The sequence below is a fragment of the Brevibacillus sp. AY1 genome (assembly GCF_029870785.1).
Classification (GTDB): Bacteria; Bacillota; Bacilli; order Brevibacillales; family Brevibacillaceae; genus Brevibacillus; species Brevibacillus invocatus.
Window position 1 is genome coordinate 69458 of the sequence record NZ_JAFLPN010000002.1, and the last position, 24423, is coordinate 93880.

Here is a 24423-nt window from a genome sequence, read left to right on the forward strand (position 1 = left end):
GTAGTGAAATGGAGGGTGTCAGCGAATGTCACTGCCCAACATTCCCGATATCACACCACGAATCGATCTGAAAAGAGATGAAGTGGTCCATCTTCTGCTGTCTTCGATTGCGATGGAAGAGATCAGCCTCTCGCAGATCATGACAGCTGAGGGAGAAAAAATGCAGCGAATTCTGGAGCAAGAAGATGTTTCCGTGGAGGATCTGATTCGCATGAATCGGAGCGTTGAGCGGATGCTTCGGACGATGGTTGGAAAGCAAATCCTGTTGCAGTTCAAGCTGGATCAGATCGTGGAACTAGACGAAAAAAGTCGTGTACACGATGAAAAATAGAGGGAACAGCCCTGTATCGGAGCATGTTCTGAGAATAGACGCCCACAGCGTAAGGACGCTCGCCAGAAAAGCGGAGGGCTCCAGCCATTTGGGCTTGCTCGAAGCCGCAATTTCGATGGAAAAAGCTGTAGCCGCCATCGTCATGACACAAGCAGCGCAAATGAAATCCTGGGTGCATGCCAGAAAGGAACAGCAATCTGTTGTGACGACACAACAGCTCATTCGCTGGCTGGATACGTACCGTGCCTGGCTGGATGCCATACTCCTGATTCAATCGGCATTGTATAGGAGAATGCAGGTTCTCTTCGTCGGTTCTTCCTTGACCATGATCAGAGATCTGGAGGGATCCTCTCACAAGCAGGCTTTGAAGCAAGCGTTGGTGGCCAATGAAGCCTCTGTATGCACGTTGCTGGAGTCGCTTTATGGTTTTTTGAGCTTTTATGTGACACAAATTCAACCTGGGAGCCAAGAGCGTCAAAAGGCGGATGGTGTGGGAAGCATCATGATGATCTTGCTGCTGCAGGGAGAAGAAATGCTGCGTTTGCAGACAAGGAAGCGGGAAGTGCTGGAGCTGTGGAAGGATTTGCAGGATTGGCAGGCAGAATCAGGGGATGAACAACAGCGTAGCAAGCATTCTTTTCGTCTCGCTTTGGAAAAGCTGAGAACTCAGCTGGACCTGCACTCTCCTTTTTCAAAGTCTGTCACCCAAAAAACCAAAGAGACGTTAATTCGGATGAAGCCATACAGCGTGTTCAAGACCCCTCAAGTGCAAGCCTCTTTTCACTCGGCAAGACCTGTGGAAGAGCCCTGGCTGAATGAAGGTGTGACACCGGGAATTAAGCGCAGGAAGCGGGCCAATCGTTCCACGAAAAAAGATGAAGAAGAAAACAGTGAATAAAGTAAAAGAATCGTCTCGGTCGCGAATATGGTGTAAAGGAGGAGTGTCGTTCAAGAGAGGGGGAGGAGTATGTCTTATCCCAATTTTCCGCATATCAACCCGGAGATCACGCTTACCAGAGACGATGCCATCAATTTGCTTTTATCTGCGGTTGCGATGGAGGAGCTGAGTCTCACGCAAATCCTGGCGGCAGAAGGAGAAAAAATGAAATATGCGCTGGGAACACTGTCGGGAGCAGACAGTTCCGGCGTGGGTGTGGATGAGCTGATGGCCATCGACCAAAGTGTCAAGGGAACGCTGGATACCGCTATTCGACTAGAAATGCTGCTGCAATCCAGGCTGGAAACACTGCTGAATGTATCGGAGCGCTTTGCGGGGGAACGTTCTGAAGGGAGATCGACTCATGCGAGCGTCAATCCTGTCGTCACCACCGAAGCAGTGGAGTCGGCTGAACCTGCAGCATTCATCAGAGAGGCGGAAATGTCGGAAGAGGAAGAGATAACGGCAACAGCAGAAACGGATGAAACCGCGGAAATAGGTTGGGATCCTCGCACACCGCTGTCGCAGGTAAGTGCTTTTGGAGCCAACACAGATGGCTCTGATATCAGCATTGAAGACGAGGGTACGAATATTCCCTTACCGCAAAGTCAAGTGCTGCAAGGAATTTCCGTAGATGACAGTAATGCTGTTTTCACTGTATCGGTTGCAGGTCATTACGTTGTGACGTATTCCGTGCATTTGACGGAAGCGATACCGATCAGCGCGCGTTTGATCATGAATGGATCGAGCTTTACACCGTCCGTCATTGGTTCTGATCACGAGGCTTCTACTTTCTACAATACCGTGATTGTGCCATTAGAGCCTGGCGACACGCTTTCCTTGCAATTGTTTGACTTTACTGGGGAAGTGATGCTGATTGCTGGAGCAGGTGCTACATTGACGATAGTGAAACTGCTATAAAGATAAAAAGGAGGCTCCGATTTTTGGTGCCTTCTTTTCCTATTGTTTCCTTTCAACATCCAGTCGGTGATTGTATAATGATGGCAGATATATGTAAAAAACTCATACGAGGTGAAAGCGTTGTTCATGGATCCATTAACAGTATTTCTGGACGAACAGGAAGAAAAAATCGTAGAACAGTTTAAAAACCAGGTAGTGGTATCCGAACACGATCATTTAAAAGACAGAATTCATCTAAATGGACAAGCGATGTATCGAATGGTCATCGGGTATTTTCGCTCCGAGATAACCGAGGAGGATATTCGAAACCTGGCCTTTAAGGTGGCTTGTGAGCGTAATCAGGCAAAAATCAATATTGGTGATTTTGTTCACAACGTTTGCTTGGGACGTAAACTGATCCTCGATTGCTTGCAGGAGGGAGGAATTACTGCTTCTGTTCTGCTACCGGCCTTGTTGAAAATAAATGAATGTTTTGATATTTTCCTGGTGCATGCCGTATCCAGATATACAGAACTGAAAAACAGGGATCTGGCAGAAAAGCAGATGTTTATCGAGCGATCGCACAAAGACAGGCTGACCATTTTGGGCCAATTGGCATCCAGCTTTGTGCATGAATTCCGCAATCCGTTAACTTCGATCATTGGGTTTTCCAAACTAATTCGCGAAGATCATCCAGAATTGCCCTACCTACATATTATTGAAAATGAATTACATCAGTTGAACTACAGCGTGTCACAATTTTTGCTTGTTTCAAAAAAAGGTTCGGCTGTGCTAAAGAATGACGAAATCTTCAATGTCCATCAGCTGTTTGAAGAGATTTTGGCTTTTCTCTACCCTACGATTGTGGATGTCAACGCTGAGATCACGTGTGTCATCGATCCAGCATGCGAATTGACTGGCAGCAGGGATGAAATCAGGCAGGTGCTGATCAACATCATTTCCAACGCCCTGGATGCCCTGCAGCGGATCACAGGAGAGAGGCTCATCAGCATCGAAGCGAGTCAGGAGGGCAAACAAGCCAACATCGCTATTTCCAACAATGGGGTACCTATTCCGCCAGATGTGCTGCCTGTTATTTTTGAGCCATTTTTTACAACCAAGGAGCTAGGAACGGGTATCGGACTGTATGTATGCAAGGAGATCATTGAGCGCCATGAAGGTACGATTACTTGCGAATCCTCTGACGAACGGACGACGTTTACCATGTGCTTTAAACAAATACATGCCTTCCATGAGTATGACAAAAAGCAGGTGTAGATCGGATCGTTGATCCGACTGCACCTGCTTTTTTCAGTGAAAAAGACTAGCGTTTATTCTATGCTTTCTTCTGTTTTTGGAGTCGCTCGATCTCTTCGCTTACGACAAATGCCAATTCGTCATTGCCGAAAAGGGAGAGAACGCCAAGTAAAGTTCCGTCGGGAATCTCCTCAGCTTCTTCCTTGGGAACCGTATTGTCAAGCATTTGGGCAAGAAGCGGATTATCGCCCTGATCAGGGTAAGCGCGGCGATACAATTCACGCGCGTCAAGCCCCTGATTGACGCACCACTGCGCAAAGACGAGTATCATCATGCCCTCGTCTCGCTGGTAGGCTTGAATCACTTGGGCTTCCATCTCTTTTTTGTTCATCGGCATGCTCCTCAAAATCATCGTATGTATATTGTAGGGAAGTAGAGGAGTTCCGGCAAGAGTTCGAGTGAGAAGAAAATCAGGAGTTTCGTTTGCTATGATTCATCAACACGGGGAGCATGCGGGTGTCCTTGGTCATTTCGCCCTGACAAAAGGGACAGGTGGGGCTTTTTTCAAAGGAAAAGTTATCTCTCATCCAACACGTACAGCCGTCCGTACTGCAAGTCCATACGTCAGTTTCTTCTTCTTCGACAGGAACTACTGCTTTTTTTGAGAAATACATGTGAACTCCTCCTTCGCGGGGCATCCTTCCAAAAAAGTAACCTCTATTAATGTGTGAGGAAGCATCGATATTTATACCAACATTATTTTTAGTCTGCCCATTATTTATGTTCCCTGAGCTTTGATAAATTGCCGCCTAGCAACTTGACCTGAAACTTAATGGATTTGATCGAATTCTCATCCAATGGCAGCTCCCGGTCAACCGCCAGGCGATGCCATTGATGTGGATACTTTCTGTACAAGGCGTTCGATAGCTGGAGCGCATCGACCTTAAATTTCAATCCTTCCTGATACGTTCTCCGAATCTCGCCGGCGATAGCTTCTCGAATCCATTTCTTTCATTCAGCTTCTTTAGTTACGCGCAACAGCTGTGTAATCTCGCCTTCAACAGAAACATGGAGAAGAAGATTTTGCCCGCACAGAAATCCACGAGTCTCGTTTTGCTGCATCCAGTAGAATCGGAATGACGATCACATGGTTCATTAAGCCTATCGTCAGCATCATCATCATGCCAGTCTGAAAGAAGGTAATGGTATGGTTTTTCATGGGGGTGATTTCTCATCTTCTCAATGACTTCCCAATCGTTCTCGCCATCCTTGAGTACCAGATCCAGGACCACGGCGTCAGGCTTCAGCTCCTCGATGGCACGCAATGCTTGCGACACCTGGGAATAGGAATGGACGGTAAAGCCAGATCCGATCAGCTCGTCGCGCAGCAGCTCGGACAGGTTCAGGTCATCCTCGATGATGACGACCTGTCCTTCTTCACTGCCATTGCTGGAGCTGATGTCAATAGGGTTAGACTCCTTGGATAGTACGTTAGAATGCGGGAGATGAGGGAGTTCATGGATTTCGTCGTCAAAAATGAGCTCCTGGTGAGGATGAATTGCTGACATTCCGTTGATTTCCAATCTTTTGGCGGCAAGTTTTCTAGCTGGTTCAGCAAGACTTGCGCAACGTCAGCCAAATCCTGAAGTCCGATCGTGCCAGCAGTCCCTTTTAACGAATGCAGGAAACGGTAAAGCTCCTCATGAGGAATAGGCCCGGTTTGGTCAAACCAGGCCTCCAGTTGCTTGTGTATATTGAGAATCAAGGTATCGCGGTATTTCTTCATGCCGGTATTGTCCCCCGTTGGTTGCGATCGCCACATACAGTCATCAGCGCTGTTGGTGCAAGTTGTTGAAACGTCAGCGATCTGGTAATGTACATCTAACTAGGTCGAAGAGTATCACAACAGGTGCGTTTATCCAATCCATATTCCTTGTCAGATTAGCGAACGAGGGGACAGCTGAAAGGAGACAGGTCCTGCCTATTTTTTAAAAAAGCCTTCTTCGTTCAGATACTGTGCAGCTTCCTTGTACGATTCAAAGGAAGCCTCCAGGTTCAAACCGTGGTAGACGTTCCACAGCGTGTCTTCCTCTTGAAGGATCAAGGTACGGTTCTCTTGGTCGACCCAGGTTTCCTCCAGCTCCTCTTTTTGTGCGGCTGCTTGTACGACAGGCTCCCGTTTTTCCGAGAGCATCTGAATGGAAGCCTCGATGATGGTGCGAAGCTCGTCTTCTGAGAAATCGCGAATGTTGACGAAGCCTTTATCATCTTTTCTATAGCCTTTGAGGTACGCCCCATAGACAAAGCCATTGCCGTTCGGATGGAGATGATACACGACTGTTTTTTTATCGTGCAGGCTGCCTTCATAATGGAAATTGACACGCTTGAGGGAGACGTTATTACGGGTTAACTGGGGAAATGATTCGATGATCGCCAGTTTATCTTCAAAAGATAGCATGGATTCCTCCGTGATTTGGATAGTTTGTTCGTCGATTATATCACACGTAGGCACAAAGAATGAAAATCTTGAGAGGCAAGGGAAAAGAGGGAATCAGCATGAATGGCAAAAATCGCAAGGATGTCCTTGCAGGACTTGAAGTTGATATTGTTTTGAAACAGGACCAGCGTACTGGCAAAAGGACGCGGGGTATCGTCAAAGACATTCTGACCAACTCGGCGACACATCCTCATGGAATCAAGGTTCGTCTGACAGATGGACAGGTGGGAAGAGTGCAGGAAATCATCCGAAAGGGATAGTGTAGGTCAGTAATGAAAGAAGGATAGACCCGTTTGCTGGATCTATCCTTCTTTATGATTCAATTGTATTGGCGTTAACGATACGAGTCGTGAGTAGGTTCGAAGACGTTTTCCTGCGAATGGCGAACCAGAATAAAAGGCTCCAGATTTCCAAGACCATGCAGGCAGGTATTGTGATGGGCAATGATCTGTTCACCAGACAAAACCGCGCTGTCGCTGGTCGAGTGGCCGTCACGGACCAGGGTGACATCATAGCCGAGAGTCGTTGCTTTGCGGCAAGCGCTGTCGATGCAGTATTCGGTTTTGCATCCCACGATCACGAGATGGTTGATGCCGTTCGCCTGCAGCTGTTCATGCAAGGTGGTTCCGTGAAAGGAATCCGTTGCTCTTTTCAAGACGACTGGTTCATCAGGCAGGGGTGCAATGGCGGGATGAATAGCAAAAGCCTCTTCTCCTGCCTCGGCAACATCCAGGTCCTGTACATACAGAACCGGTATCGATCTTTGACGTGCTTCTGTGAGCACATGCTGGATGGTCTGGATCAAGCCTGCTGGATTGTGAACCGGACCATTCGATGGATCTTCGATAATGCCTGTTTGGGCATCAATGACGAGTAGTGCTGTTTTGCGAATCATTTCGTTTCCTCCTATGGTGGGAGAACGTCAGTCTGCCAGGTTCCCCCTTTGGTTGCTGGTGGTTTGCATGCAAGAATAAGAAAGCTCATAGTGTTTGTTCATTTTCGTCAGCTCCTTTCAAGGGAAAGAATGGCAGCGAAGGGCTGCAAGAGAAGTATATCATGAGTCATGGGAAACAAATACAAAAACGCTCCTGCTGTTTGCATGATCCCAACAGCAGGAGCGTTTTTTGTATCTGGGCTTCTTCTCATTCTTTTTCCTGTTTCGGTACAAACTGAAAGATATCGTGGGATTCAAAGGAGTCGATCAAGCGGGAGAGCCATTGGTAGTACTCCAAGCCATTCTCGATCCTTTGAATACTGAGGTTTACACGTTCAAGGTCTTCGGCAGACCATTCTTCCGACTCCTTGAGCGCATAAAGCTCCTGCAAGGACTTTTTCAAAACCATTACATTTTGCTCACAGGCATGCCGCCATTTGGTGGAAAAAAGATCGATGAAATTCTGGTACCAGTCCAGATTTACCTCGTAGTGATCCTTGCGAGTTCCTTTTTTCCATATCTTATCAACCATATTCATATCGAGTAATGTACGCACGCTGGTGCTCATGCTCGTCTTGCTCATTCCCAGCGCCTGTCCCATTTCATCAAGCGTCATGGACTTGTCCTGAAAAAGCAGGGTGCCGTACAAGAGACCGGTAGACATCGTGATGCCGTACAAATCCATGTTTCGGGCTAGAGTCTCAATCACGCGATCTTGTGCCTTGGCGAGGATTTTTTCCTGATTGGGTTCCATTTTGAAAAAAGCACTCCTCTGGTCAATTTGCCTGAGTAGATTGTACGTTTCTGACTGCAAAAAGTAAATGGATATATCGTACAGTATATCCGAGTTATTCTGCGAATACGGTAAGAAAAGTACGTAAAGTTTTTTCTGAACGCTAAAAACGCCCGAATATCACGCCTCACCCAATTTGAGGTAAAACCGACCCCTCCGATAGAATGGATAGTGTAAAGAAAAGTCCGGATTCGGGCAGAAAGTTGGAGGTGACCATATGCCCAAGATTCAAGTAGAAAATCTGACAAAAATCTTTGGACGCCAGCCCCAACGTGCCTTGCAGCTGTTGGAGCAGGGACGATCCAAACAGGAAATCCTGAAAGAAACGGGTCTGACTGTTGGTGTCAACCAAGCTAACTTTGAAGTGCATGCTGGAGAGATTTTCGTGATTATGGGTCTTTCCGGGAGCGGGAAATCTACACTGGTTCGGTTATTGAATCGTCTGATTGAGCCGACGAGTGGACGGGTGCTCATTGACGGCCAGGATATCGTGCGGATGAATACGGAACAATTGCAGGAGGTACGCCGCAAGAAGCTCGGGATGGTGTTCCAGAAATTCGCTTTGTTTCCGCACAGAACCGTGCTGGACAATGCCGCGTATGGCTTGGAGGTCCAAAACGTTCCAAAAGCAGAGCGCGAGAAAAAAGCGCAGGAGTCCCTCGCGTTGGTGGGGCTCGCCGGTTGGGAGAAGAGCTATCCTGATCAATTGAGCGGCGGGATGCAGCAACGTGTTGGTCTCGCTCGTGCTTTGGCGAACGAACCGGACGTGTTGTTAATGGATGAGGCGTTCAGTGCGCTTGATCCGTTGATTCGCAAGGACATGCAGGATGAGCTGCTGGAGCTCCAGAGCTCGATGCAAAAAACGATTATCTTCATCACGCATGATTTGGACGAGGCATTGAAGATCGGAGACCGGATTGCGTTGATGAAGGATGGAGCCGTGGTACAGGTAGGGTCGCCAGAAGAAATCCTGACCAACCCCGCCAACGAATATGTAGAGCGATTCGTTGAAGATGTAGACCGTTCCAAAATCCTGTCAGCAGAACATGTCATGAAGCGCGCCGAGACGATTACGCTGGACAGAGGTCCGCGTGTAGCTCTGCAGTTGATGCGGGACAGAGGGGTTTCTACCTTGTACGTGGTGGACAAAAGAAAAATGCTGCTCGGCGTACTGACAGCTGATGCGGTGAACGAAGCCAAGCAGGAAGGCAAGACACTGGAAGATGTCTTGAGAAAAGAAGTACCTACGGTAGGACCGCAAACCCTGTTGAACGATCTGTTTGACCTGGTGGCGTTCTCGGATGTACCCGTTGCGGTAGTCGAAGAGCAAGGGAAATTGCTGGGTGTGATCGTGAAGGGGGCCGTTCTGGGTGGTTTGGCAGGTAAGGTCAACCAGGAAACAGGTCTGCCGACAGATGAAGGGCAGGTGAAGGAACAATGAGTCAAATGATCCCCAAGCTGCCGCTCGATGAGTGGGTAGAGACGATTGTAGATGTCTTGGATGACAAGCTGGGATTTTTGTTCGACCTGATTTCGGCAGGAATTGGCGGGACAGTGGATCTGTTTCACTTTATTTTGACAGGCTTGCCATTTTGGGTACTGTTGATCGTTTTCACACTGCTCGCGTACCGGGCAGGTAAAGTATCGATTGCTCTTTTTACATTTATTGGGCTCCTATTGATTCAAAATCTTGGGTACTGGGAACATTCGATGCAGACGCTGGCGCTGGTGCTGACCGCAGGACTGATCTCTGTCGTCATTGGGATTCCAGTCGGGATCTGGTGTGCGCGTAAGGATGCAGTGCAAAATGTGATCACACCGATGTTGGACTTCATGCAGACGATGCCAGCCTTCGTCTATCTGATTCCAGCGATTTTCTTCTTCGGATTGGGACAGGTACCGGGGGTGATCGCATCTGTGATTTTTGCGATGCCACCTACGATTCGCCTGACCAATCTGGGTATCCGGCAGGTTCCCTCGGATTTGATCGAAGCTGCAGATTCGTTCGGCTCTACCTATTTTCAAAAATTGTTCAAGGTACAGCTGCCTATCGCCAAAACCACGATGATGGCCGGGATCAATCAAAGCATCATGCTGGCGCTCTCGATGGTGGTTATCGCTTCGATGATTGGAGCAAAGGGCTTGGGTGCCGACGTCTATCGCGCTGTAACCCAGATCAAGATTGGGGAAGGCTTCGAGGCTGGATTGGCAATCGTCATTATCGCCATTCTGCTGGATCGAATCACCCAAAGTGTAGGAAAGAGAAAAAATGCCTAGGAGGGGTTTTTCATGAAGAAAAAACATATCTGGAAAGGTTTGACCGTGGCACTCGGAATCAGCATGCTGATGGTGGGATGCTCCAACGCTACGCCAGCACCTGAAGGAAATCAGCCAGCACCGAATAACGGTGAAAGTGCGCAAGGTGCCGTCGGTCAACAAGTCGATTACAAAATCATCGGAATTGACCCGGGTGCCGGCCTGATGAAGGCAACCGAAAAAGCCATGAGCGAATACGATCTCAAGGATTGGGAGCTGGTGGAAGGCTCCAGTGCGGCGATGACCGCGGCACTGACGCAAGCGTACAAGGATCAAAAGCCGATCATCGTGACAGGCTGGACACCACACTGGATGTTCTCCAAGTTTGAAATGAAATACCTGGAGGATCCAAAAGGCGTGTATGGAGCGGATGAGCAAATCCACACGATCGTCCGCAAAGGCTTGAAAGAGGAGCAGCCTAGTGCGTATGCCTTCCTCGACAAGTTCTCTTGGACGCCAGCAGATATGGAAAAAGTGATGCTCGAGATCGCCGATGGCAAAAAGCCGGAGGAAGCAGCTGATGCCTGGGTGAAGGAAAATGAACCCTTGGTGAACCAGTGGGTCGAAGGCATTGAGCCGGCAGAGGGTAAAAAACTGACCCTTGCGTATGTTGCTTGGGATTCCGAGATTGCCAGCACCAATGTCGTCAAGCAAGTGCTGGAGCAAAAGCTGAAGTACAAGGTCGAGCTGAGCCAGGTGGAAGCCGGACCGATGTGGATTGGTGTTTCCAATGGGGATGTAGACGGTATGGTAGCGGCTTGGCTGCCAACTACGCATGAGGATTACTACAAGAAGCTGGGCGACCAGATCGAAGACCTCGGCCCCAACCTGAGCGGAACCAAGCTGGGATTGGCTGTGCCGAAGTACATGGAGATCAACTCCATCGAGGATCTGAAGAAGTAGGAGCTATAATTACAAGGATAGAGCAAGCACCGTCGGATGTACCTCCGGCGGTGCTTTTTGACGTGAAAAATGAATAAAGGACACGTTGATCCAAACGTTGTGGTGGGCAGGAAACAGGAGAAAACGCTTCAGCTTCTTGGGCTGCCTGCATAGGAGGTTCACTGCCCGACTCCATGAAAAAAACGAAACCGCGTCCAAAGCAGTCACCTCCAAGGAGTCTCTCAGGGGTGGACGCTTAAAGGCGTGTTTCGTTTTTTTCACTCCGTCTCGGTAGGCAACCCAACGATCTTCGCTTTGTTCTCTCCTCCTCTAAAGTCCGACCGTCATCCGAGTTTAGTTTCATTCAAGGAAACAAGGTTGCCGCCAGCGCAATGCAAAACGTCAGCGTAAGGGTACTGAGCAGGGTAGAGACCAGGACAGCATGTGCAGCAAACTCCGGTTCATTGCCGTATTCCAAAGCCAAGAAGGCATCCGCAAACAGTCAGACTTAGGAAGCTGACGAAGAAAAGCCAACTGCCTAATGATGTTCGTGAAAAGTCCGTTCCTCGGCATAACCGGGAACGGGCTTTTTTGCTGCGATAGGGCCAAAAAAGCCAGAATGGGAATGGACGTGCTGAGAATAAGATAAAGGAGAGAAGGGATTACGGGGGGCTTGACGTGGAGCAAATACTGGATGTTTTGGTGATGAAGTACGGATACCTTGGCATCTTTTTTTCTCTTGCGCTGGGCGTGGTGGGTCTGCCTATACCAGATGAAGTGCTCATGACCTACGCAGGCTTTTCCGTTGCGCGCGGCGTTTTGCTGATGCCATTTGCGCTGCTGAGCGCTTTTCTTGGTGCGACGGTAGGGATTACGGTCAGCTATGCGATTGGTTTGAGATGGGGTCTTCCCTTCTTGCTGCGGGTAGGGCCATACCTGCATATCACACCCGACAGGATCGCTGCTACACAAAACATGTTCACCCGCTACGGCACCTATTTACTGCTCTTTAGCTACTTCTTGCCTGGTATTCGCCATTTGACGGCCTATCTGGCAGGAATGGCAGCGATGGAGGTGCGAAAATTCATCGGCTTTGCCTATGCGGGTGCTTTTATTTGGAGCATGACCTTTTTGCAGCTAGGACTCGCGTTGGGCAAGGAGTGGTATCGGGTGATCGTCTACGCGAGACATTACGGAGTCTGGCTTTTGGTGATTGTCATCTTGGTTCTGATGGGCGTCTATGTGTGGCGAAAGTCTCAAATCTCTCGTCACTAGCAAAAAGGGGAGAGGGTAATCCGATCATGGATTACCCTCTTGCTTAGAAAAATTTCGTATGCTCTTTTTTCTCTTCATTTACAAGCAATTGAAACACGTCTGGTCTCGCGTAGTGTCCGACGACATCGAAATCAAATTGGCTTTCCGTGATCTGATCCAGATTGAGCTCGGCGTAAATGATTTCCTCTTTTCCGACTACAGGCTCAACAATGAACTCGCCTAATGGACTGACAATACAGCTACCGCCACGCGAACATTCATCGTCCAGATCTGCGAACTCTGCACGCTCTACAATATCCTGCGGGTACATGGCCTTCGTGGAATACTGGTTGCAGGAGAGGACGAAGCAGCGTCCTTCCAGTGCGATATGGCGCATGGAAGCGAGCCAGGAATCACGCGCATCAGCGGTAGGGGCCAAATAAATTTGAACACCTTTGGTGTACATGGCTGCACGGGCAAGCGGCATGTAATTTTCCCAGCAAATCAAGGCACCTATGCGACCGTATGGCGTATCGAAAACGGGGAGCGTACTTCCGTCGCCCTCGCCCCAGATCAGTCGCTCCGATCCGGTAGGCTTCAGCTTGCGGTGCTTTCCGAGAATGCTGCCGTCCGGTCCAAAGAATAGTGCAGTACAATACAGGGTTCCACCGCTGTAGGCAGCATCCTTTTCGATAACCCCGATCACGACGTAGGCACCAGCTTCTTTCACCGCTTTTCCAATCGCCTCCGTCTCTGCACCTGGAATGGTAATGGCGCTTTCCGAATAGCGGGCGAAATCCTTGCGTCCCTCCGGTGAGCGGCTTCCTACCTTGGCACCGAATGACATGCCACGCGGGTACGCGGAAATAAAGGCTTCAGGGAACAAGATGATTTTTGCCTGATTTTTTCCGGCTTCTTTAATCAGCTGAATCGTTTTGTTTACAGTTGCCTCTTTGTCCATGACGATAGAGCCTGCTTGGACGACCGCGACTTTAAATGGTTTGTTTTTTGACATGATCTTCAATCCCTTCCTTTACCTTGAGTTTTCTGGATAAAAAATGCGATTCAGGTCACTGTGAAACTGCTCTTTAGTCTGGGTCTGACGATCTTGTGTAGCCAGGCTGACGAGAAAGAAAGTTGCCAGACCTAAAATCAATCCGGTTGCCGCAGGGCCAATCGGTAATGGAGAACCGCCTAAATAGACAAACGTGAGACCTGCCAGGCCGACGAAGATCGAGGAGATGGCTCCGATCTTGGTGCCGCCCTTCCAATACAGAGGACCAAGTGCAGCTGGTACGAGCTGCAATACAATTCCATAGCCCAGTGCTGCGACTGGAACCAGGAAGCCCTGTGCAGCAGGAATGAATGAAATAACGATAATCAATACGGTCATCAGCAAAATGGTTGCCTTCGCAATCAGCGTTGTCTTCTCTAGCGAGGCATCTTTTTTCACGAAGCGAACAAACAAGTCATTTACCAGTAAGCTTGCCGAGGATAACAAAGCACTGTTAATCGTAGAAATACCAGCTGCAATGACCGCCGCCACCACGATGGAACCAAAGATTGGCGCATAGCTTGAGAAGAACAGGGGGATAATCCGATCACTATTTTCCACGGTCAATCCTGGAACCAGGCCGGGAGTATGAGCGAGCATGCCGATGAACAGGATGAGCATATACGGAACCAAGCCGATAATTCCTACCGCGGCAAAAAGGATTCGCAGGAAAGGACTGTCGAAGTATTTCTCTACCATGTCCCCGGGTGTGATGAAGTTATGCTTGCGGCCCAAATACCAAATCCGTGTACCGAAAAGCCAGATGAACATCGCGTGTACGACAGCCCATGCGGCAAACGCGACGAACCAAACCCCATCCCGGTAATGAGAGCCGATTGCACCCAGAAGTGTCCATGTACTGAAATAGCTTGCTCCGGTTGTCATCGTCATGACGATTGTTCCCAAGCCGCGTCCAGCGAGGAAGAAGTCATTCGGTGTTGCCACGTTTTCTTTTGAAGCCCGGTTGCTAATCCATAGCAAGATCGACAAGAAAAGAACGAGTACGATAATGGTTACAACAGCTTGGCTCATTTGTTTTCCTCTCCTTCCTCGTAAGCTTCAAATTCTCTTTCTGCTCGTTCAGCGAATGGTTTAAAGAATTTCTTATAGACTATGAAAATAATCACTGTATTAAGCGCATTTAACAGAAGTACCCAGATTAAGGGCTGCGGAAAGAATCCGATGAATGTTGCCTCATACGGAAAATTGTTTATAGTATAAATAGTAAGACATTTTAACTATAATGAGAAATATATATATCATATACACACTATTCCGTTTTGGAATGAAAAGCGAAAGTAGTGATAACAGTGAACCTTTTAGACTGTAAAATAAGAGACTTGAAAATACTGGTAACCGTGGTGGAAGAACGTAACTTTACGAGAGCGGGCGAAAAATTGTTTATCGCCCAGCCTTCTATCAGCAAGTCTGTTCAGAGGTTGGAGGAAGAATTGGGAGTCACTCTGTTTGATCGCAGGATGAGGGACGTCACGCTGACAGATGCTGGAGAAATCGTGTACGAACATAGCAAAGAGATACTCGCGATGATGAAGCGCATGCAAATCGGAATTGAAGATTTGTCGGATTCAACAGCCGGTCATTTGAAAATCGGGTTGCCGCAGATCATTGGGACGTTCATTTTTCCACCGATTGGAAAGGCGTATACGGAGCGCTATCCCGGAGTGACATTAAAAATAGAAGAAAGAGGCGGCCTTCTAACAGAGAAGCTCGTGGAAAAAGGAGAGCTGGATGTTGGATTCGTCGTCTTTCCGGTAGACAACCCACTCTTGGATACGGAGCAAATCTATGAGGATTCCTTTGTTCTTTGTGTGTCAACCAACCATCCGCTCAGCAATCGTACGCATATCGAGCTGCATGAAGTGAAGGACGAGCCATTTATCGTTTTCGCCAAGACGTTTGCGTTGTACAAAATCGTCATGAACGCTTGTGAGCAGTCTGGATTCCAGCCGAATGTCCTATTGGAAAGCACGCAATGGGATTTGATATTAGAGCTGGTTTCCGTGCAGATGGGTATTGCCATTCTGCCACGGGTGTTTGCGCATAAACTAAAAAATATCGAAATCGTCTCCATCCCGATTACCAATCCTGTATTCAAGTGGAAAGTAGGGGTGATTACGAGCAAAAAATACTATCAGTCTACGGCGTTAAGGCGCTTCCTGGAAACTATACGTAAGATCTACGGCTAAGATGAAAAACGCTCCCTTGAACAAGCCAAGAGAGCGTTTTTGTGTTACATTACTTCATTCAGCGTTTGATAACCAGACTGTCCTTTACCAAACGGACGAATTCAAGCTGCTGTTCTCCTTGGGCCGTAGCTTCTGCTGATGCCAACACCTGCTCTAGGGAGCTGTCTTTTGCCCAGTAGCTCTCGCGTAATATTTCCGCAAACTCCGCGACAGTGGCGAGGAATTGCAATTCCTGAGACAGCTCGGAATGAATCTGCACGGGCTGGGCAACCTCTGCTACCTGATTGGCAGCAACATCGTGGTAACGGACGCGAACGGTGCCAAGATCAGTCTTTTGTTCCGTCTTCAGCTTGACTTCATACAGGGCAGTCACGGCATGGCCGGCACCGATCTCTCCTGCATCTTTGGCGTCATTGCGAAAATCTTCGTCCCGCACATCGCGGTTTTCGTATCCGAGGAGGCGATAGCGCTCGACCTTTTGCGGATCGAACTCCACCTGGATTTTAACATCGCGGGCGATCGTTTGCAGAGTCCCGGTCAATGCTTCTGTGAAAATTCGCCTTGCTTCTGAAAAGGAGTCGATGTACGCGTAATTGCCTTCTCCCTTATTGGCGAGCTGCTCCATCAGGACATCGTTGTAATTCCCCATACCGAAGCCGAAGGTACTCAAGTAAATATCCTTGCGGGCGTAATCTTCAATCGAGCGTAGGATACCGTCCGGGCCGGTTTCCCCGACATTGGCGACACCGTCTGAGCAGAGAATCACCCGGTTGATGGCCTGCTTATCGAAAGTACGCGATGCCATCTCATAGCCCAACATCAGCCCTTCCTCCGCATTGGTCGAGCCGCCGGGAACGAGGCGGTCGATGGAAGCAAGGATCTTTTTCTTGTCCTCAACCGATGTAGGGTCGAGGATGACTTCTCCTGTCGAGCCATAGACGACGATGCCTACTGTATCGGAGGGCTGGAGCTGATCGACGAGGATGCGCAAGCTTTTCTTTACCAGCTCCAGGCGGTTCTCCTGCTCCATCGATCCAGAGACGTCGATCACAAAGACGAGGTGAGCTGGCTTTCGATCCACGGCCGGGATTTCCTTGCCTTTGATTCCGATGCGGACGAGCTCGTAGCCTGAACCGAAAGGAGAGGGGCCGCCATCCACTTGAATAGCGAATGTTTGGTCCCGGGGAGCGGGGTAATTCGGCGAAAAATAATGGATATATTCCTCCACGCGAACAGCATCTGCGGGCGGAAGATTGCCTTCCCGGATGTACTGGCGCATGATGGAATAGGAGCCTGTATCCACATCAGCGGCAAACGTGGAGAGATTGTCTTCATCGGTAGAGATAAACGGATTGGTGCCGTAATGCTTGAAGGTCATAGCTTCCGGTTGACGAGGAGCTGCTGGCATTTCTGCCTGGCTGGAGCTGACCGCTGGATAGGCTCGATCCTGCATGGAGACTGGCGCTGAATTCTCTGGAGCCATTGACATACTGCAACCCATTAGCGATGCCACACATACGGCAGCTGTTGCGCTTTTGATTTTTTTTCTCATCTATTAAAAACCCCCTTTGACCTATCTGACGTGGAAAAAAATAGGTTGTTACACTGGTAGGCTCGGTCCAACCCTTGTATGATGAAAAAAAGAGCGGGAGGGGAAGGTCGCATGAACACATACAGCTATTATTGCTCGACCAGAATCGAGATGGGGACAGGGAAGTCACTGGAGCTGCCAGCTATCCTGGAATCCTTGGGTCTGGGGAGGTCCATTCTTCTGGTAAGTGACCCAGGCGTCATTCGTGCAGGGCTGGTCGAGCCGATTCAGTCCGCTTTGGAGAGAGCGGGATTTTCGGTCACGCTGTTTGACGCACTCAGCCAAAATCCACGCGATACCGAGTGTCTGGCAGGAGCGGCACTTTTCCGTGAGTCCTCGGCCGAGATGGTCGTTGCGATCGGGGGAGGCAGCGCGATGGATACGGGCAAAGCGATTGCGCTCATCGGCCGAAATGGGGGAACGCCTGTTGAATATGCAGACGGGCTATTGCCATACGCGAACATTGCGCCCATCATTTGCATACCTACCACTGCGGGTACCGGATCGGAAGTGACGCGCTCCTCCGTGATCACGGAAGCGGCGACCCATCGCAAGATGACCTTGAAACACGCAGCACTTCGACCGACACTGGCCGTTCTGGACCCGGCACTGACTTACAGCGTACCGCCTGCCGTGACAGCAGCCACAGGGGTAGATGCTTTGGTGCATGCCATCGAGGGCTATACCTGCAAAGTGACCAATCCCATCTCCCAAGCGTTCGGCGCACAAGCGATGCGAAAAATCGTGAAGGCTTTGCCCGATGCGTATGCAGACGGCAGAAATGAGCAAGCCCGCTATGACATGCTGGAGGGAAGTCTCTTGGCAGGGCTGTGCTTTGGTTCGGCGGATGTAGCCGCAGTGCATTGCCTGGCAGAAGCGCTGGGTGGCTTGTACGACACGCCGCATGGTGTAGCGAATTCGGTCTTTTTGCCGTATGTCCTGCGCTTCAATGCCCAAGAGGATCAAGCGCTGCACGCGAGTCTGGCACGCTTTATGGGCTTTGCCAGCGATGCAGATGCAGACGAGCTGGCCTGCGAAAAGCTGGTCGCGGGAATCGTGGACTGGACGAACAGCCTCAATATTCCGAGGCTCAGGGACTTGCCGGGAGTTCGCGAGGAGGATTTCCCACGGATAGTCGAGCTCTCTGTCAAGAACGGCTCTACACCGAGCAATGTCCGCACCGTAACAGCAGAGGACTACCTGCAAATTTTGCAGGAGGCGTATCGGGCTTAATAGGCATACTTATAGGAACAGCTGCGGAAAGCCATTTTTCCGCGGCTTTTTTTTAATAATAAAAAACGAATGATAATGAACCATTTACAATAGTGTGTGTAACACAGTATAATAACCGCAGGAGTTGGTGATATGAAGGACGTTCAAGAGGTTATCCAAGGATTAATGCAGGAATTACGGCGTGGAACGATCATTATCGGCGTTTTGAGCCAATTGTCGGAGCCCCAATATGGATACTCCCTTGTCTCCGTTTTGGAGGAGAAGGGCATCTCGATAGATCCTGGCACGCTGTACCCTCTCCTGCGCAGATTGGAAAAACAGGAGCTTTTGGAAAGCAAGTGGGACACGAATGAAGCTCGCCCACGCAAGTATTATTTGCTCAGTCCGTTTGGCAAGGAAGTCTACGAACAGCTTTGTATAGAGTGGAAAAACATGATCGCCAGTGTGGAAAGCCTGATCGATCATCCGGGAGGCTAGAAGATGGAACAAGTCAATCGATATATTTATGTCGTGACGCAAAAGCTGCCCAAACAGCAGAGAGCTGACATTGAGCGAGAGCTGCGGGGACTGATCGAAGACATGATCGAGGAGCGGGTCATGGGTGGGGAGGAGGATGAGTCGGCTGCGGAGCAAGTATTGATAGAGCTGGGGAATCCGCATGACTTGGCTGCCAAATACAGAAGTGAACCGAGGTATTTGATTAGCCCTCTGCTGTTTGACACGTATCTGTCTGTACTCAAAATCATCCTTATCTGCATCGTGTTGATTCAAATCTTTGTCTTCGGCATCTCCTTTATCCTTGACCCCACACATGTTCAGGAACAATTCAATCATTTGTTTCGTGCCTTGATTTTTGTACCTGTGCAGGGGTTTGCCTGGACGACACTTACCTTTGCCTTTTTGGATTACGCCATGCGAAAGGAGAAGAAGGCAGGCATTGCGGGCAAGAGCGGATGGCATCCAGCCAAGCTTCCGCCGATCCCCGACGCGAAATGGGAAATCAAGCAATCCGAGTCCGTGCTCGGGATCATGTTTACCATCTTCTTTCTGGTGCTCTTTACCTTCTCGCCGCATCTCATCGGGGCTACGGTATTTTCGGAGGGGAATTTGAAAAATGTCATTCCCTTTTTCAATCTCGAAGTATTTCGTGAATACCTTCCATTCATCTGGATATTGGGATTGCTCGGTCTTTTCAAGGACACCGTGCGTTGGGTGAAAAAGAGCTGGACGAATAGCGTCTTTCTTACCCACATACTCTTCACGATCATCTCGGGCTTGTTCGGTGTATTCATGTTTGCCAATCCTGAGCTGTACAACGCGGAATTTATGAATGAACTTGTGGTGTATGGCATGGTGGAGGCGGGCAGTGAGAAGCTGGATACGCTTTCCAAGATCTGGAGTCTGGCTATCGAGTGGATCGTGTATCTGATCGGAGCATTTACGCTGATTGAAGGGATCCAGTCCGGTGTGAAGTGGATTCGTTTTCGCCGTAGTCACGGCTCCAAAATCGTCTAAGCCATGATGAGAAAGGTAATATCTCTCCGGAAATAAACGGGGAGATTTTTTTTGTCTCTTTACATACGTACAGTATGTATGTAAAATGAATACCAACATCATCCAACAGGGGGCTCTAAGATGAAAACGAATAGCTTTTATCCCGTCATTTTGACAGAGCAGGTCGCATCAAGTGCCGCATTTTATACGGAGTACTTTGGCTTTGAGAAGGTTTATGAAGCTGATTGGTATGTGAGCCTGAGGCTGGCGACGGGGGATATTCCATTTGAACTGGCTCTTCTGGATCTCACACATCCGACCATTCCAGCTGCCTACCGCAAACCTGTGCAGGGCTTGATTCTCAATTTTGAAGTAGATGATGTGGATGCGGAGTACCAGAGGTTGATTGTAGAGGGAAAGCTGGCATTGGAGCTGGATATCCGTGACGAGGAATTTGGACAGCGACATTTCATTACGCGTGATCCAAACGGAGTCTTGATCGATGTCATCGCCATCATCCCGCCGTCAGAGGCAGAAAGCCTGCAGTATGCAGAGAAGATCTGGCAAGAATGAGTGAGACGGTCGCATTAAAAGAGTATTTCGGAGTTGAACTGGCGCATCGTCTATCCGACTTGATCAAGCCTAGCCATCCCGATTTTCCGGATGAATGGTTTGTGCACGCAGTTGCTGATCAGGTAGGACCCCTTCCACTCAAAGCAAGAGTAGCTGTCATCGCGGATGCCTTGCACCGTGCCTTGCCGCCTGATTATGCACAGTCCTTGCAGATTCTCTTGACGATACTGGGGCAGGAGAATGAGACTGAGGAGGGGATGTTTACGAACGGCTATTTTTTGATGCCTGTTGCGTTTTACGTAGAGAAATACGGGTTGCAGCATTTCGACCTCTCTATGCAAGCCATGTATGAGATCACCAAGCGGCACACCTCGGAGTATGCGATTCGCCCGTATCTGACTTGTCATCAGGACGCGTGTATGGAATTATTGAACAAATGGCGCCACGATCCGAATCTGCATGTGCGTCGTCTGGTCAGTGAGGGGACGCGACCTCGTCTGCCTTGGGCCAAACGCATGCCTGCTCTCAAAGGCGACCCTGCCTATAATCTTGCTTTGCTTGTCCCATTGTTGAACGATCCTTCTTTTTATGTCAGGAAGTCGGTCGCCAATCATCTGAATGATTTGACCAAAGATTACAGGGAAGCGACGCTAGGCTGGCTTCATGTACAGATCGATCGCAGGGGGCGAGACGAGCATTTTGCCTGGATTGTTCGTCATGCCTTAAGATCGCTGGTCAAGTCAGGGGACGTAGAGGCATGTGCCCTGTTGGAAAAGCTGTAAGAAAAGGAGTACACAACATCCATGAAACGGAATCAAGAAGAGACGAATGCGACAATCCGCAAGCTGCTCGAAATTGCCAGACTTCATTTTACCGAACGCGGGTATGCGGATACGGCATTGGAGGATATCGTCCAGGAAGCACAGCTCACGCGCGGTGCACTCTACCACCATTTTCGCAGTAAAAAGGGTCTTTTTCAGGCTGTGCTGGAATCAGTCCAGCAAGAAGTAGCCGAAAAGGTGGAGACGCAAGCGGCAAAGAGTGAAGACGTCTGGGAACAGCTTGCACTCGGATGTCGCGCATTTGTGGGTGCTGCCCTAGAAGCACAAAACAAGCGAATTCTGCTCTTGGACGGACCAGCCGTACTCGGATGGGAAGAGTGGCGCAGGATGGACGAGCAGCACTCCATGCGATTATTGCGCGAGCAGCTTCAGGGCATGCAGCAGCAAGGTCAGCTCAAACCGGTCAGCATCGAGGCGTTGACCCATTTTCTCTCTGGCGCATTGAATGAATCTGCGCTCTGGATTGCCCAAATGGCGGATGCAAGTCAAGCCTTGGAGGAAACCGCGCAGATGATTTCGTTGTTGCTGGAAGGGTTCCGGAAACCCGAGTGAATGAATGGAGCGCAAAGGGGGTTTTGATGTGGATGCTGCCTATGTCACATTCTACGAGTTTGGAAGTCCCGGGCAGGTACTAAAAGTAGAAAATAGAGAGCTTCAACGACCCAAGGCCGGGGAAGTGCTTGTCCAAATGACTGAACGCCCGATTAATCCCTCGGATTTGCTCCCGGTTTACGGGGTCTACTCGCACCGGATCTCCCTGCCAGCCATTCCCGGCTATGAAGGAGTTGGAGTGGTCGTAGATGTAGGGCCTTCCGTTTCCAGTCAGTGGATAGGCAAGCGCGTCCTACCTTTGCGAGGAGAGGGGACCTGGCAGGAATACGTCACCTGCAATGCGGAACTCGCTGTACCTGTGCCGGCTTTTATGGAGGATTACATGGCGGCTCAGCTGTATATCAATCCGATCACGGCTTGGGTAGCGTGTACGGAAGTGCTGGCATTAAAACCGGGTGATGTGCTGCTGGTCAACGCATGCGGCTCGTCTATTGGCCGAATCTTTGCCCAGCTGTCTCAGGTTCTCGGCTTTCAGCTTATTGCAATCACCCGTAATCATCACTATACGGAAGAACTGCTTCAGCTCGGAGCCACGCATGTCATCAATACGGCGGAAACCCCGTTGCAGCCGACAGTGATGGAATGGACGAATGGACGAGGGGCAAAGGCCGCGATTGACTCGATCGGTGGGACAGATGGCTCCGACTTGGCTTTTTTGGTTCAGTCAGGCGGCATTGTATTGACGATAGGCCTGCTGTCTGGGCAGCCTGTCCATTGGGCTGAGATCTCGAAAAGGACCAACGTTCAGGTGAAAATGCTTCATCTGCGGCATTGGAATCAACAGGTCTCCGTACAAGCCTGGCAAAATACCTTTCAGCATCTGATCTCACTCATCCAGAAGAAAAAGCTGACCTTCAGAAGGCCTGACGCTCATTACAGCCTGTCTCAGGTGCACGAGGCGGTGCGTTATGCAGAATCCAGCAGAAGAAACAAGGGGAAAGTGTTTCTGACGAGCTAGCATCAGCCTCATAAACCAGCAAAAAGCAGACTGCTCATCGAATCGAGCAATCTGCTTTATTTGTGTTCTTACTTGCACGTTTCTTTTCGTACGATAGGTGCTACCTCCGAAGCCAGCAGCTCAATGCCTTCCATGACTTTCTGAAAGGGCAGACCACCGATGTCCATCTGAGCCAGGAATCGCCGATGTCCAAACAGTTCATGCTGGCGTAGGATTTTCTCGATGATTTGTTGAGGACTTCCTACGAATAGAGCGGTGTCAGCAGCAGCCATCTGTTCAAAATCATCTCTGGACATCCTGAACCCCATTCCCCGCTGTCGATTCACGTAAGCCCAGTAATTGGAGTAATACGGAAAGAACTCGTCTTTGGCTTGTTGTGTAGTCGAAGCGAGATAACAGTGACCCGTTACGCCGATGCAAAGCTCTTCGGGCGCATGTCCTGCATGGGCTGCTGCTTTTCGGTACGCATCCACAAGGGGAACGAATCTTTTAGGATCTCCTCCCAAAATCGCCATTGCCATCCCCACACCTAACCGCCCAGCACGAATGGCACTATCGGGTGTACCGCCAACCCCGACCCAGATCGGTAATTTGTTTTGTACAGGACGAGGGGAAATTTCTGCCGCATTTAATGAAGAACGAAAGCGACCGTTCCAAGAGAGCTTTTCATGTTCATTCAGCTTGAGGAGGAGCTCGATATTTTCGGAGAAAAGGGCATCGTAGTCATGGGTGTCATAGCCGAATAGAGGGAATGATTCCACAAACGCTCCTCGACCCGCAATGATTTCGGCACGTCCATCCGAAACCAGATCTGTTCACGTCTGCTGTCATAGGTGTACCTTCTTTCGCTTACGCATGCTGTAAAAGAATCCGATTCCCCGAAGGATCAGTGGTCACCCATACATCCCCATCCTCGACCACAGTCGCACCAATCTGTTTTAAGTCTGAGACAACCTGTTTTCTAGCCTCATCGCTTGGCAAAATTAGCGAAAAGGATTCGAGACCGACACTGTTTGCTGGCGGTGGGGGAGCGCCAACCCCATTCCAGGTATTGAGGCCGATATGGTGATGGTACTTGCCTGTAGAAATGAACAATGCCCTTGTCCCAAATCGGTTGACGACTTCAAACCCGAGCCCCTTCGTATAAAATTCCTCTGTCTTTTTCAGTTCGGATACATGCAGATGGATATGCCCCATGACGGTATCGGCCGGCAGCCCCGTCCAAGTAGCTTGCTGGTTCTCAGCCAGAAGGTCTTCGAAATTCAATGGATCTACCGCCATCTGCACTTCTTCGTTTACCCAGCTCCACACAGACGCAGGACGGTCCGCGTAGATTTCGATCCCGTTGCCATCGGGGTCCGATAAATAGAGCGCCTCGCTAACCAGATGATCCGATGAGCCAATCCGGATGCCTAACTGAGCGAAATGCCTGACGATATTCGCCAGGTCGGAGCGACTCGGCAAAAGCAGCGCAAAGTGGTACAAGCCAGTCGTCTTTCCTTCCTTCGGCAAGGCGTTGTCCGGCTGTTCGAGGGACAGCACGCTGCTTTTGCCATCTGTCGTCAGTTTGGCTGAGGTATCAGTTCGCTCCAAAATCTGAAAGCCGATGACCTCCTGATAATACTGGAGAGAGCGCTGCAAATCCTGAACCTTGATCCTGACATGACCTACGTATGTGTTCGGCTCGCGATGAAAGTCCATCTTGATTACCTCCCTTTGGATGTTATCTTCCGTACAGTCGTATGTACGTTCAGCCGG

Annotated in this window: 29 protein-coding genes and 2 pseudogenes; 17 read left to right on the forward strand and 14 right to left on the reverse strand. The window is 49.6% G+C overall.

Going from position 1 to position 24423, the window contains the following annotated elements:
• The first annotated feature begins 25 nt into the window (after positions 1–25).
• The 4 genes from JZI27_RS03780 (at position 26) to JZI27_RS03795 (ending at position 3446) form a co-directional block, all read left to right on the forward strand.
• Complete coding sequence (locus tag JZI27_RS03780) at positions 26–331, forward strand: alpha-helical endospore appendage domain-containing protein (protein WP_122910000.1); 306 nt, start codon at positions 26–28, stop codon at positions 329–331.
• Complete coding sequence (locus JZI27_RS03785) at positions 321–1229, forward strand: hypothetical protein (protein WP_280206835.1); 909 nt, start codon at positions 321–323, stop codon at positions 1227–1229. Before JZI27_RS03780 ends, JZI27_RS03785 begins: the two co-directional genes overlap by 11 nt.
• Positions 1230–1298: 69 nt before the next feature.
• Positions 1299–2189 (forward strand): BclA C-terminal domain-containing protein, encoded by an 891-nt coding sequence (locus JZI27_RS03790; protein ID WP_280206836.1) that lies wholly within the window; start codon positions 1299–1301, stop codon positions 2187–2189.
• A 126-nt stretch (positions 2190–2315) separates the two neighbouring features.
• Entirely contained in the window at positions 2316–3446 is a 1131-nt protein-coding gene (locus JZI27_RS03795; RefSeq protein ID WP_280206837.1) for a histidine kinase N-terminal domain-containing protein, read from the forward strand.
• A 58-nt stretch (positions 3447–3504) separates the two neighbouring features.
• Here JZI27_RS03795 and JZI27_RS03800 read toward each other — a convergent pair whose 3' ends face one another.
• From JZI27_RS03800 to JZI27_RS03820, 6 genes and pseudogenes are all read right to left on the reverse strand, one after another.
• The gene (locus tag JZI27_RS03800) at positions 3505–3816 is read right to left on the reverse strand and encodes a hypothetical protein (RefSeq protein WP_251243307.1); all 312 of its coding nucleotides are present in this window, start codon (positions 3814–3816) and stop codon (positions 3505–3507) included.
• A gap of 79 nt (positions 3817–3895) precedes the next feature.
• Positions 3896–4123, reverse strand: coding sequence for a cold-shock protein (locus JZI27_RS03805; RefSeq protein WP_481752790.1), 228 nt, complete (start codon positions 4121–4123; stop codon positions 3896–3898).
• A gap of 392 nt (positions 4124–4515) precedes the next feature.
• Positions 4516–4644, reverse strand: a pseudogene (locus tag JZI27_RS25015) (spore gernimation protein); the annotation flags it as partial.
• 31 nt (positions 4645–4675) lie between these two features.
• Positions 4676–4891, reverse strand: a pseudogene (locus tag JZI27_RS25020) (response regulator); the annotation flags it as partial.
• Positions 4828–5247: an Hpt domain-containing protein gene (locus JZI27_RS25025; RefSeq protein WP_481752791.1), complete on the reverse strand. Its 420-nt coding sequence runs from the start codon at positions 5245–5247 to the stop codon at positions 4828–4830. The gene JZI27_RS25025 and the pseudogene JZI27_RS25020, both read right to left, overlap by 64 nt.
• Before the next feature lie 159 nt (positions 5248–5406).
• Positions 5407–5883, reverse strand: coding sequence for a hypothetical protein (locus JZI27_RS03820; RefSeq protein ID WP_122909991.1), 477 nt, complete (start codon positions 5881–5883; stop codon positions 5407–5409).
• A 98-nt stretch (positions 5884–5981) separates the two neighbouring features.
• Between JZI27_RS03820 and JZI27_RS03825 the strand changes: the two genes are divergently transcribed.
• Entirely contained in the window at positions 5982–6182 is a 201-nt protein-coding gene (locus tag JZI27_RS03825; protein ID WP_122909990.1) for a YwbE family protein, read from the forward strand.
• A 74-nt stretch (positions 6183–6256) separates the two neighbouring features.
• On the opposite strand, the gene JZI27_RS03830 is transcribed toward JZI27_RS03825, so the two are convergent.
• Together JZI27_RS03830 and JZI27_RS03835 are read right to left on the reverse strand one after the other, a co-directional pair.
• Positions 6257–6817 carry a cysteine hydrolase family protein gene (locus tag JZI27_RS03830; protein WP_122909989.1) on the reverse strand — a complete coding sequence of 187 codons (561 nt, stop codon included), beginning with the start codon at positions 6815–6817 and terminating at the stop codon, positions 6257–6259.
• A gap of 247 nt (positions 6818–7064) precedes the next feature.
• A complete protein-coding gene (locus tag JZI27_RS03835) occupies positions 7065–7610 on the reverse strand; it encodes a GbsR/MarR family transcriptional regulator (RefSeq protein ID WP_122909988.1) in 546 nt (181 codons plus the stop codon).
• Between the two features lie 256 nt (positions 7611–7866).
• Here JZI27_RS03835 and proV point away from each other — a divergent pair, with 256 nt between their 5' ends.
• The 3 genes from proV to JZI27_RS03850 are packed head-to-tail and all read left to right on the forward strand — an operon-like array spanning position 7867 to position 10868.
• Positions 7867–9090, forward strand: coding sequence for a glycine betaine/L-proline ABC transporter ATP-binding protein ProV (gene proV, locus JZI27_RS03840; RefSeq protein WP_122909987.1), 1224 nt, complete (start codon positions 7867–7869; stop codon positions 9088–9090).
• Positions 9087–9926 carry an ABC transporter permease gene (locus JZI27_RS03845; RefSeq protein WP_280206839.1) on the forward strand — a complete coding sequence of 280 codons (840 nt, stop codon included), beginning with the start codon at positions 9087–9089 and terminating at the stop codon, positions 9924–9926. Before proV ends, JZI27_RS03845 begins: the two co-directional genes overlap by 4 nt.
• A 12-nt stretch (positions 9927–9938) precedes the next feature.
• Positions 9939–10868, forward strand: a complete 930-nt coding sequence (locus tag JZI27_RS03850) for a glycine betaine ABC transporter substrate-binding protein (protein WP_122909985.1) — start codon at positions 9939–9941, stop codon at positions 10866–10868.
• Positions 10869–10877: 9 nt separating this feature from the next.
• Here the strand turns inward: JZI27_RS03850 and JZI27_RS03855 are convergent, their stop codons facing one another.
• The gene (locus tag JZI27_RS03855; RefSeq protein ID WP_280206840.1) at positions 10878–11066 is read right to left on the reverse strand and encodes a hypothetical protein; all 189 of its coding nucleotides are present in this window, start codon (positions 11064–11066) and stop codon (positions 10878–10880) included.
• A 459-nt stretch (positions 11067–11525) separates the two neighbouring features.
• On the opposite strand from JZI27_RS03855, the gene JZI27_RS03860 reads away from it, so the two are divergent.
• Positions 11526–12122 carry a DedA family protein gene (locus tag JZI27_RS03860; RefSeq protein WP_245997004.1) on the forward strand — a complete coding sequence of 199 codons (597 nt, stop codon included), beginning with the start codon at positions 11526–11528 and terminating at the stop codon, positions 12120–12122.
• A gap of 43 nt (positions 12123–12165) precedes the next feature.
• Here the strand turns inward: JZI27_RS03860 and JZI27_RS03865 are convergent, their stop codons facing one another.
• Positions 12166–13116, reverse strand: a complete 951-nt coding sequence (locus JZI27_RS03865; protein WP_280206841.1) for a carbon-nitrogen hydrolase family protein — start codon at positions 13114–13116, stop codon at positions 12166–12168.
• Between the two features lie 18 nt (positions 13117–13134).
• A complete protein-coding gene (locus JZI27_RS03870) occupies positions 13135–14187 on the reverse strand; it encodes a sodium:solute symporter family transporter (protein WP_280206842.1) in 1053 nt (350 codons plus the stop codon).
• 308 nt (positions 14188–14495) lie between these two features.
• On the opposite strand from JZI27_RS03870, the gene JZI27_RS03875 reads away from it, so the two are divergent.
• Complete coding sequence (locus JZI27_RS03875; protein ID WP_280206843.1) at positions 14496–15362, forward strand: LysR family transcriptional regulator; 867 nt, start codon at positions 14496–14498, stop codon at positions 15360–15362.
• Between the two features lie 58 nt (positions 15363–15420).
• Here JZI27_RS03875 and JZI27_RS03880 read toward each other — a convergent pair whose 3' ends face one another.
• Positions 15421–16914 carry a vWA domain-containing protein gene (locus JZI27_RS03880; RefSeq protein ID WP_280206844.1) on the reverse strand — a complete coding sequence of 498 codons (1494 nt, stop codon included), beginning with the start codon at positions 16912–16914 and terminating at the stop codon, positions 15421–15423.
• A 111-nt stretch (positions 16915–17025) separates the two neighbouring features.
• On the opposite strand from JZI27_RS03880, the gene JZI27_RS03885 reads away from it, so the two are divergent.
• The 7 genes from JZI27_RS03885 (at position 17026) to JZI27_RS03915 (ending at position 22665) form a co-directional block, all read left to right on the forward strand.
• A complete protein-coding gene (locus JZI27_RS03885; protein WP_122909979.1) occupies positions 17026–18186 on the forward strand; it encodes an iron-containing alcohol dehydrogenase in 1161 nt (386 codons plus the stop codon).
• A gap of 132 nt (positions 18187–18318) precedes the next feature.
• On the forward strand, positions 18319–18663 hold the full coding sequence (locus JZI27_RS03890; RefSeq protein ID WP_122909978.1) for a PadR family transcriptional regulator: 345 nt from the start codon (positions 18319–18321) through the stop codon (positions 18661–18663).
• A 3-nt stretch (positions 18664–18666) separates the two neighbouring features.
• On the forward strand, positions 18667–19701 hold the full coding sequence (locus JZI27_RS03895) for a permease prefix domain 1-containing protein (RefSeq protein WP_280206845.1): 1035 nt from the start codon (positions 18667–18669) through the stop codon (positions 19699–19701).
• A 120-nt stretch (positions 19702–19821) separates the two neighbouring features.
• Entirely contained in the window at positions 19822–20253 is a 432-nt protein-coding gene (locus tag JZI27_RS03900) for a VOC family protein (RefSeq protein ID WP_122909976.1), read from the forward strand.
• Entirely contained in the window at positions 20250–21035 is a 786-nt protein-coding gene (locus JZI27_RS03905) for a DNA alkylation repair protein (RefSeq protein WP_280206846.1), read from the forward strand. Before JZI27_RS03900 ends, JZI27_RS03905 begins: the two co-directional genes overlap by 4 nt.
• A gap of 21 nt (positions 21036–21056) precedes the next feature.
• Positions 21057–21647, forward strand: a complete 591-nt coding sequence (locus tag JZI27_RS03910; RefSeq protein ID WP_122909974.1) for a TetR/AcrR family transcriptional regulator — start codon at positions 21057–21059, stop codon at positions 21645–21647.
• 28 nt (positions 21648–21675) lie between these two features.
• Complete coding sequence (locus tag JZI27_RS03915) at positions 21676–22665, forward strand: zinc-dependent alcohol dehydrogenase family protein (RefSeq protein WP_280206847.1); 990 nt, start codon at positions 21676–21678, stop codon at positions 22663–22665.
• A gap of 68 nt (positions 22666–22733) precedes the next feature.
• Here JZI27_RS03915 and JZI27_RS03920 read toward each other — a convergent pair whose 3' ends face one another.
• Together JZI27_RS03920 and JZI27_RS03925 are read right to left on the reverse strand one after the other, a co-directional pair.
• Positions 22734–23474 (reverse strand): LLM class flavin-dependent oxidoreductase, encoded by a 741-nt coding sequence (locus JZI27_RS03920; RefSeq protein ID WP_348521354.1) that lies wholly within the window; start codon positions 23472–23474, stop codon positions 22734–22736.
• A gap of 40 nt (positions 23475–23514) precedes the next feature.
• The gene (locus tag JZI27_RS03925) at positions 23515–24366 is read right to left on the reverse strand and encodes a VOC family protein (protein ID WP_280206848.1); all 852 of its coding nucleotides are present in this window, start codon (positions 24364–24366) and stop codon (positions 23515–23517) included.
• Positions 24367–24423: the final 57 nt, after the last annotated feature.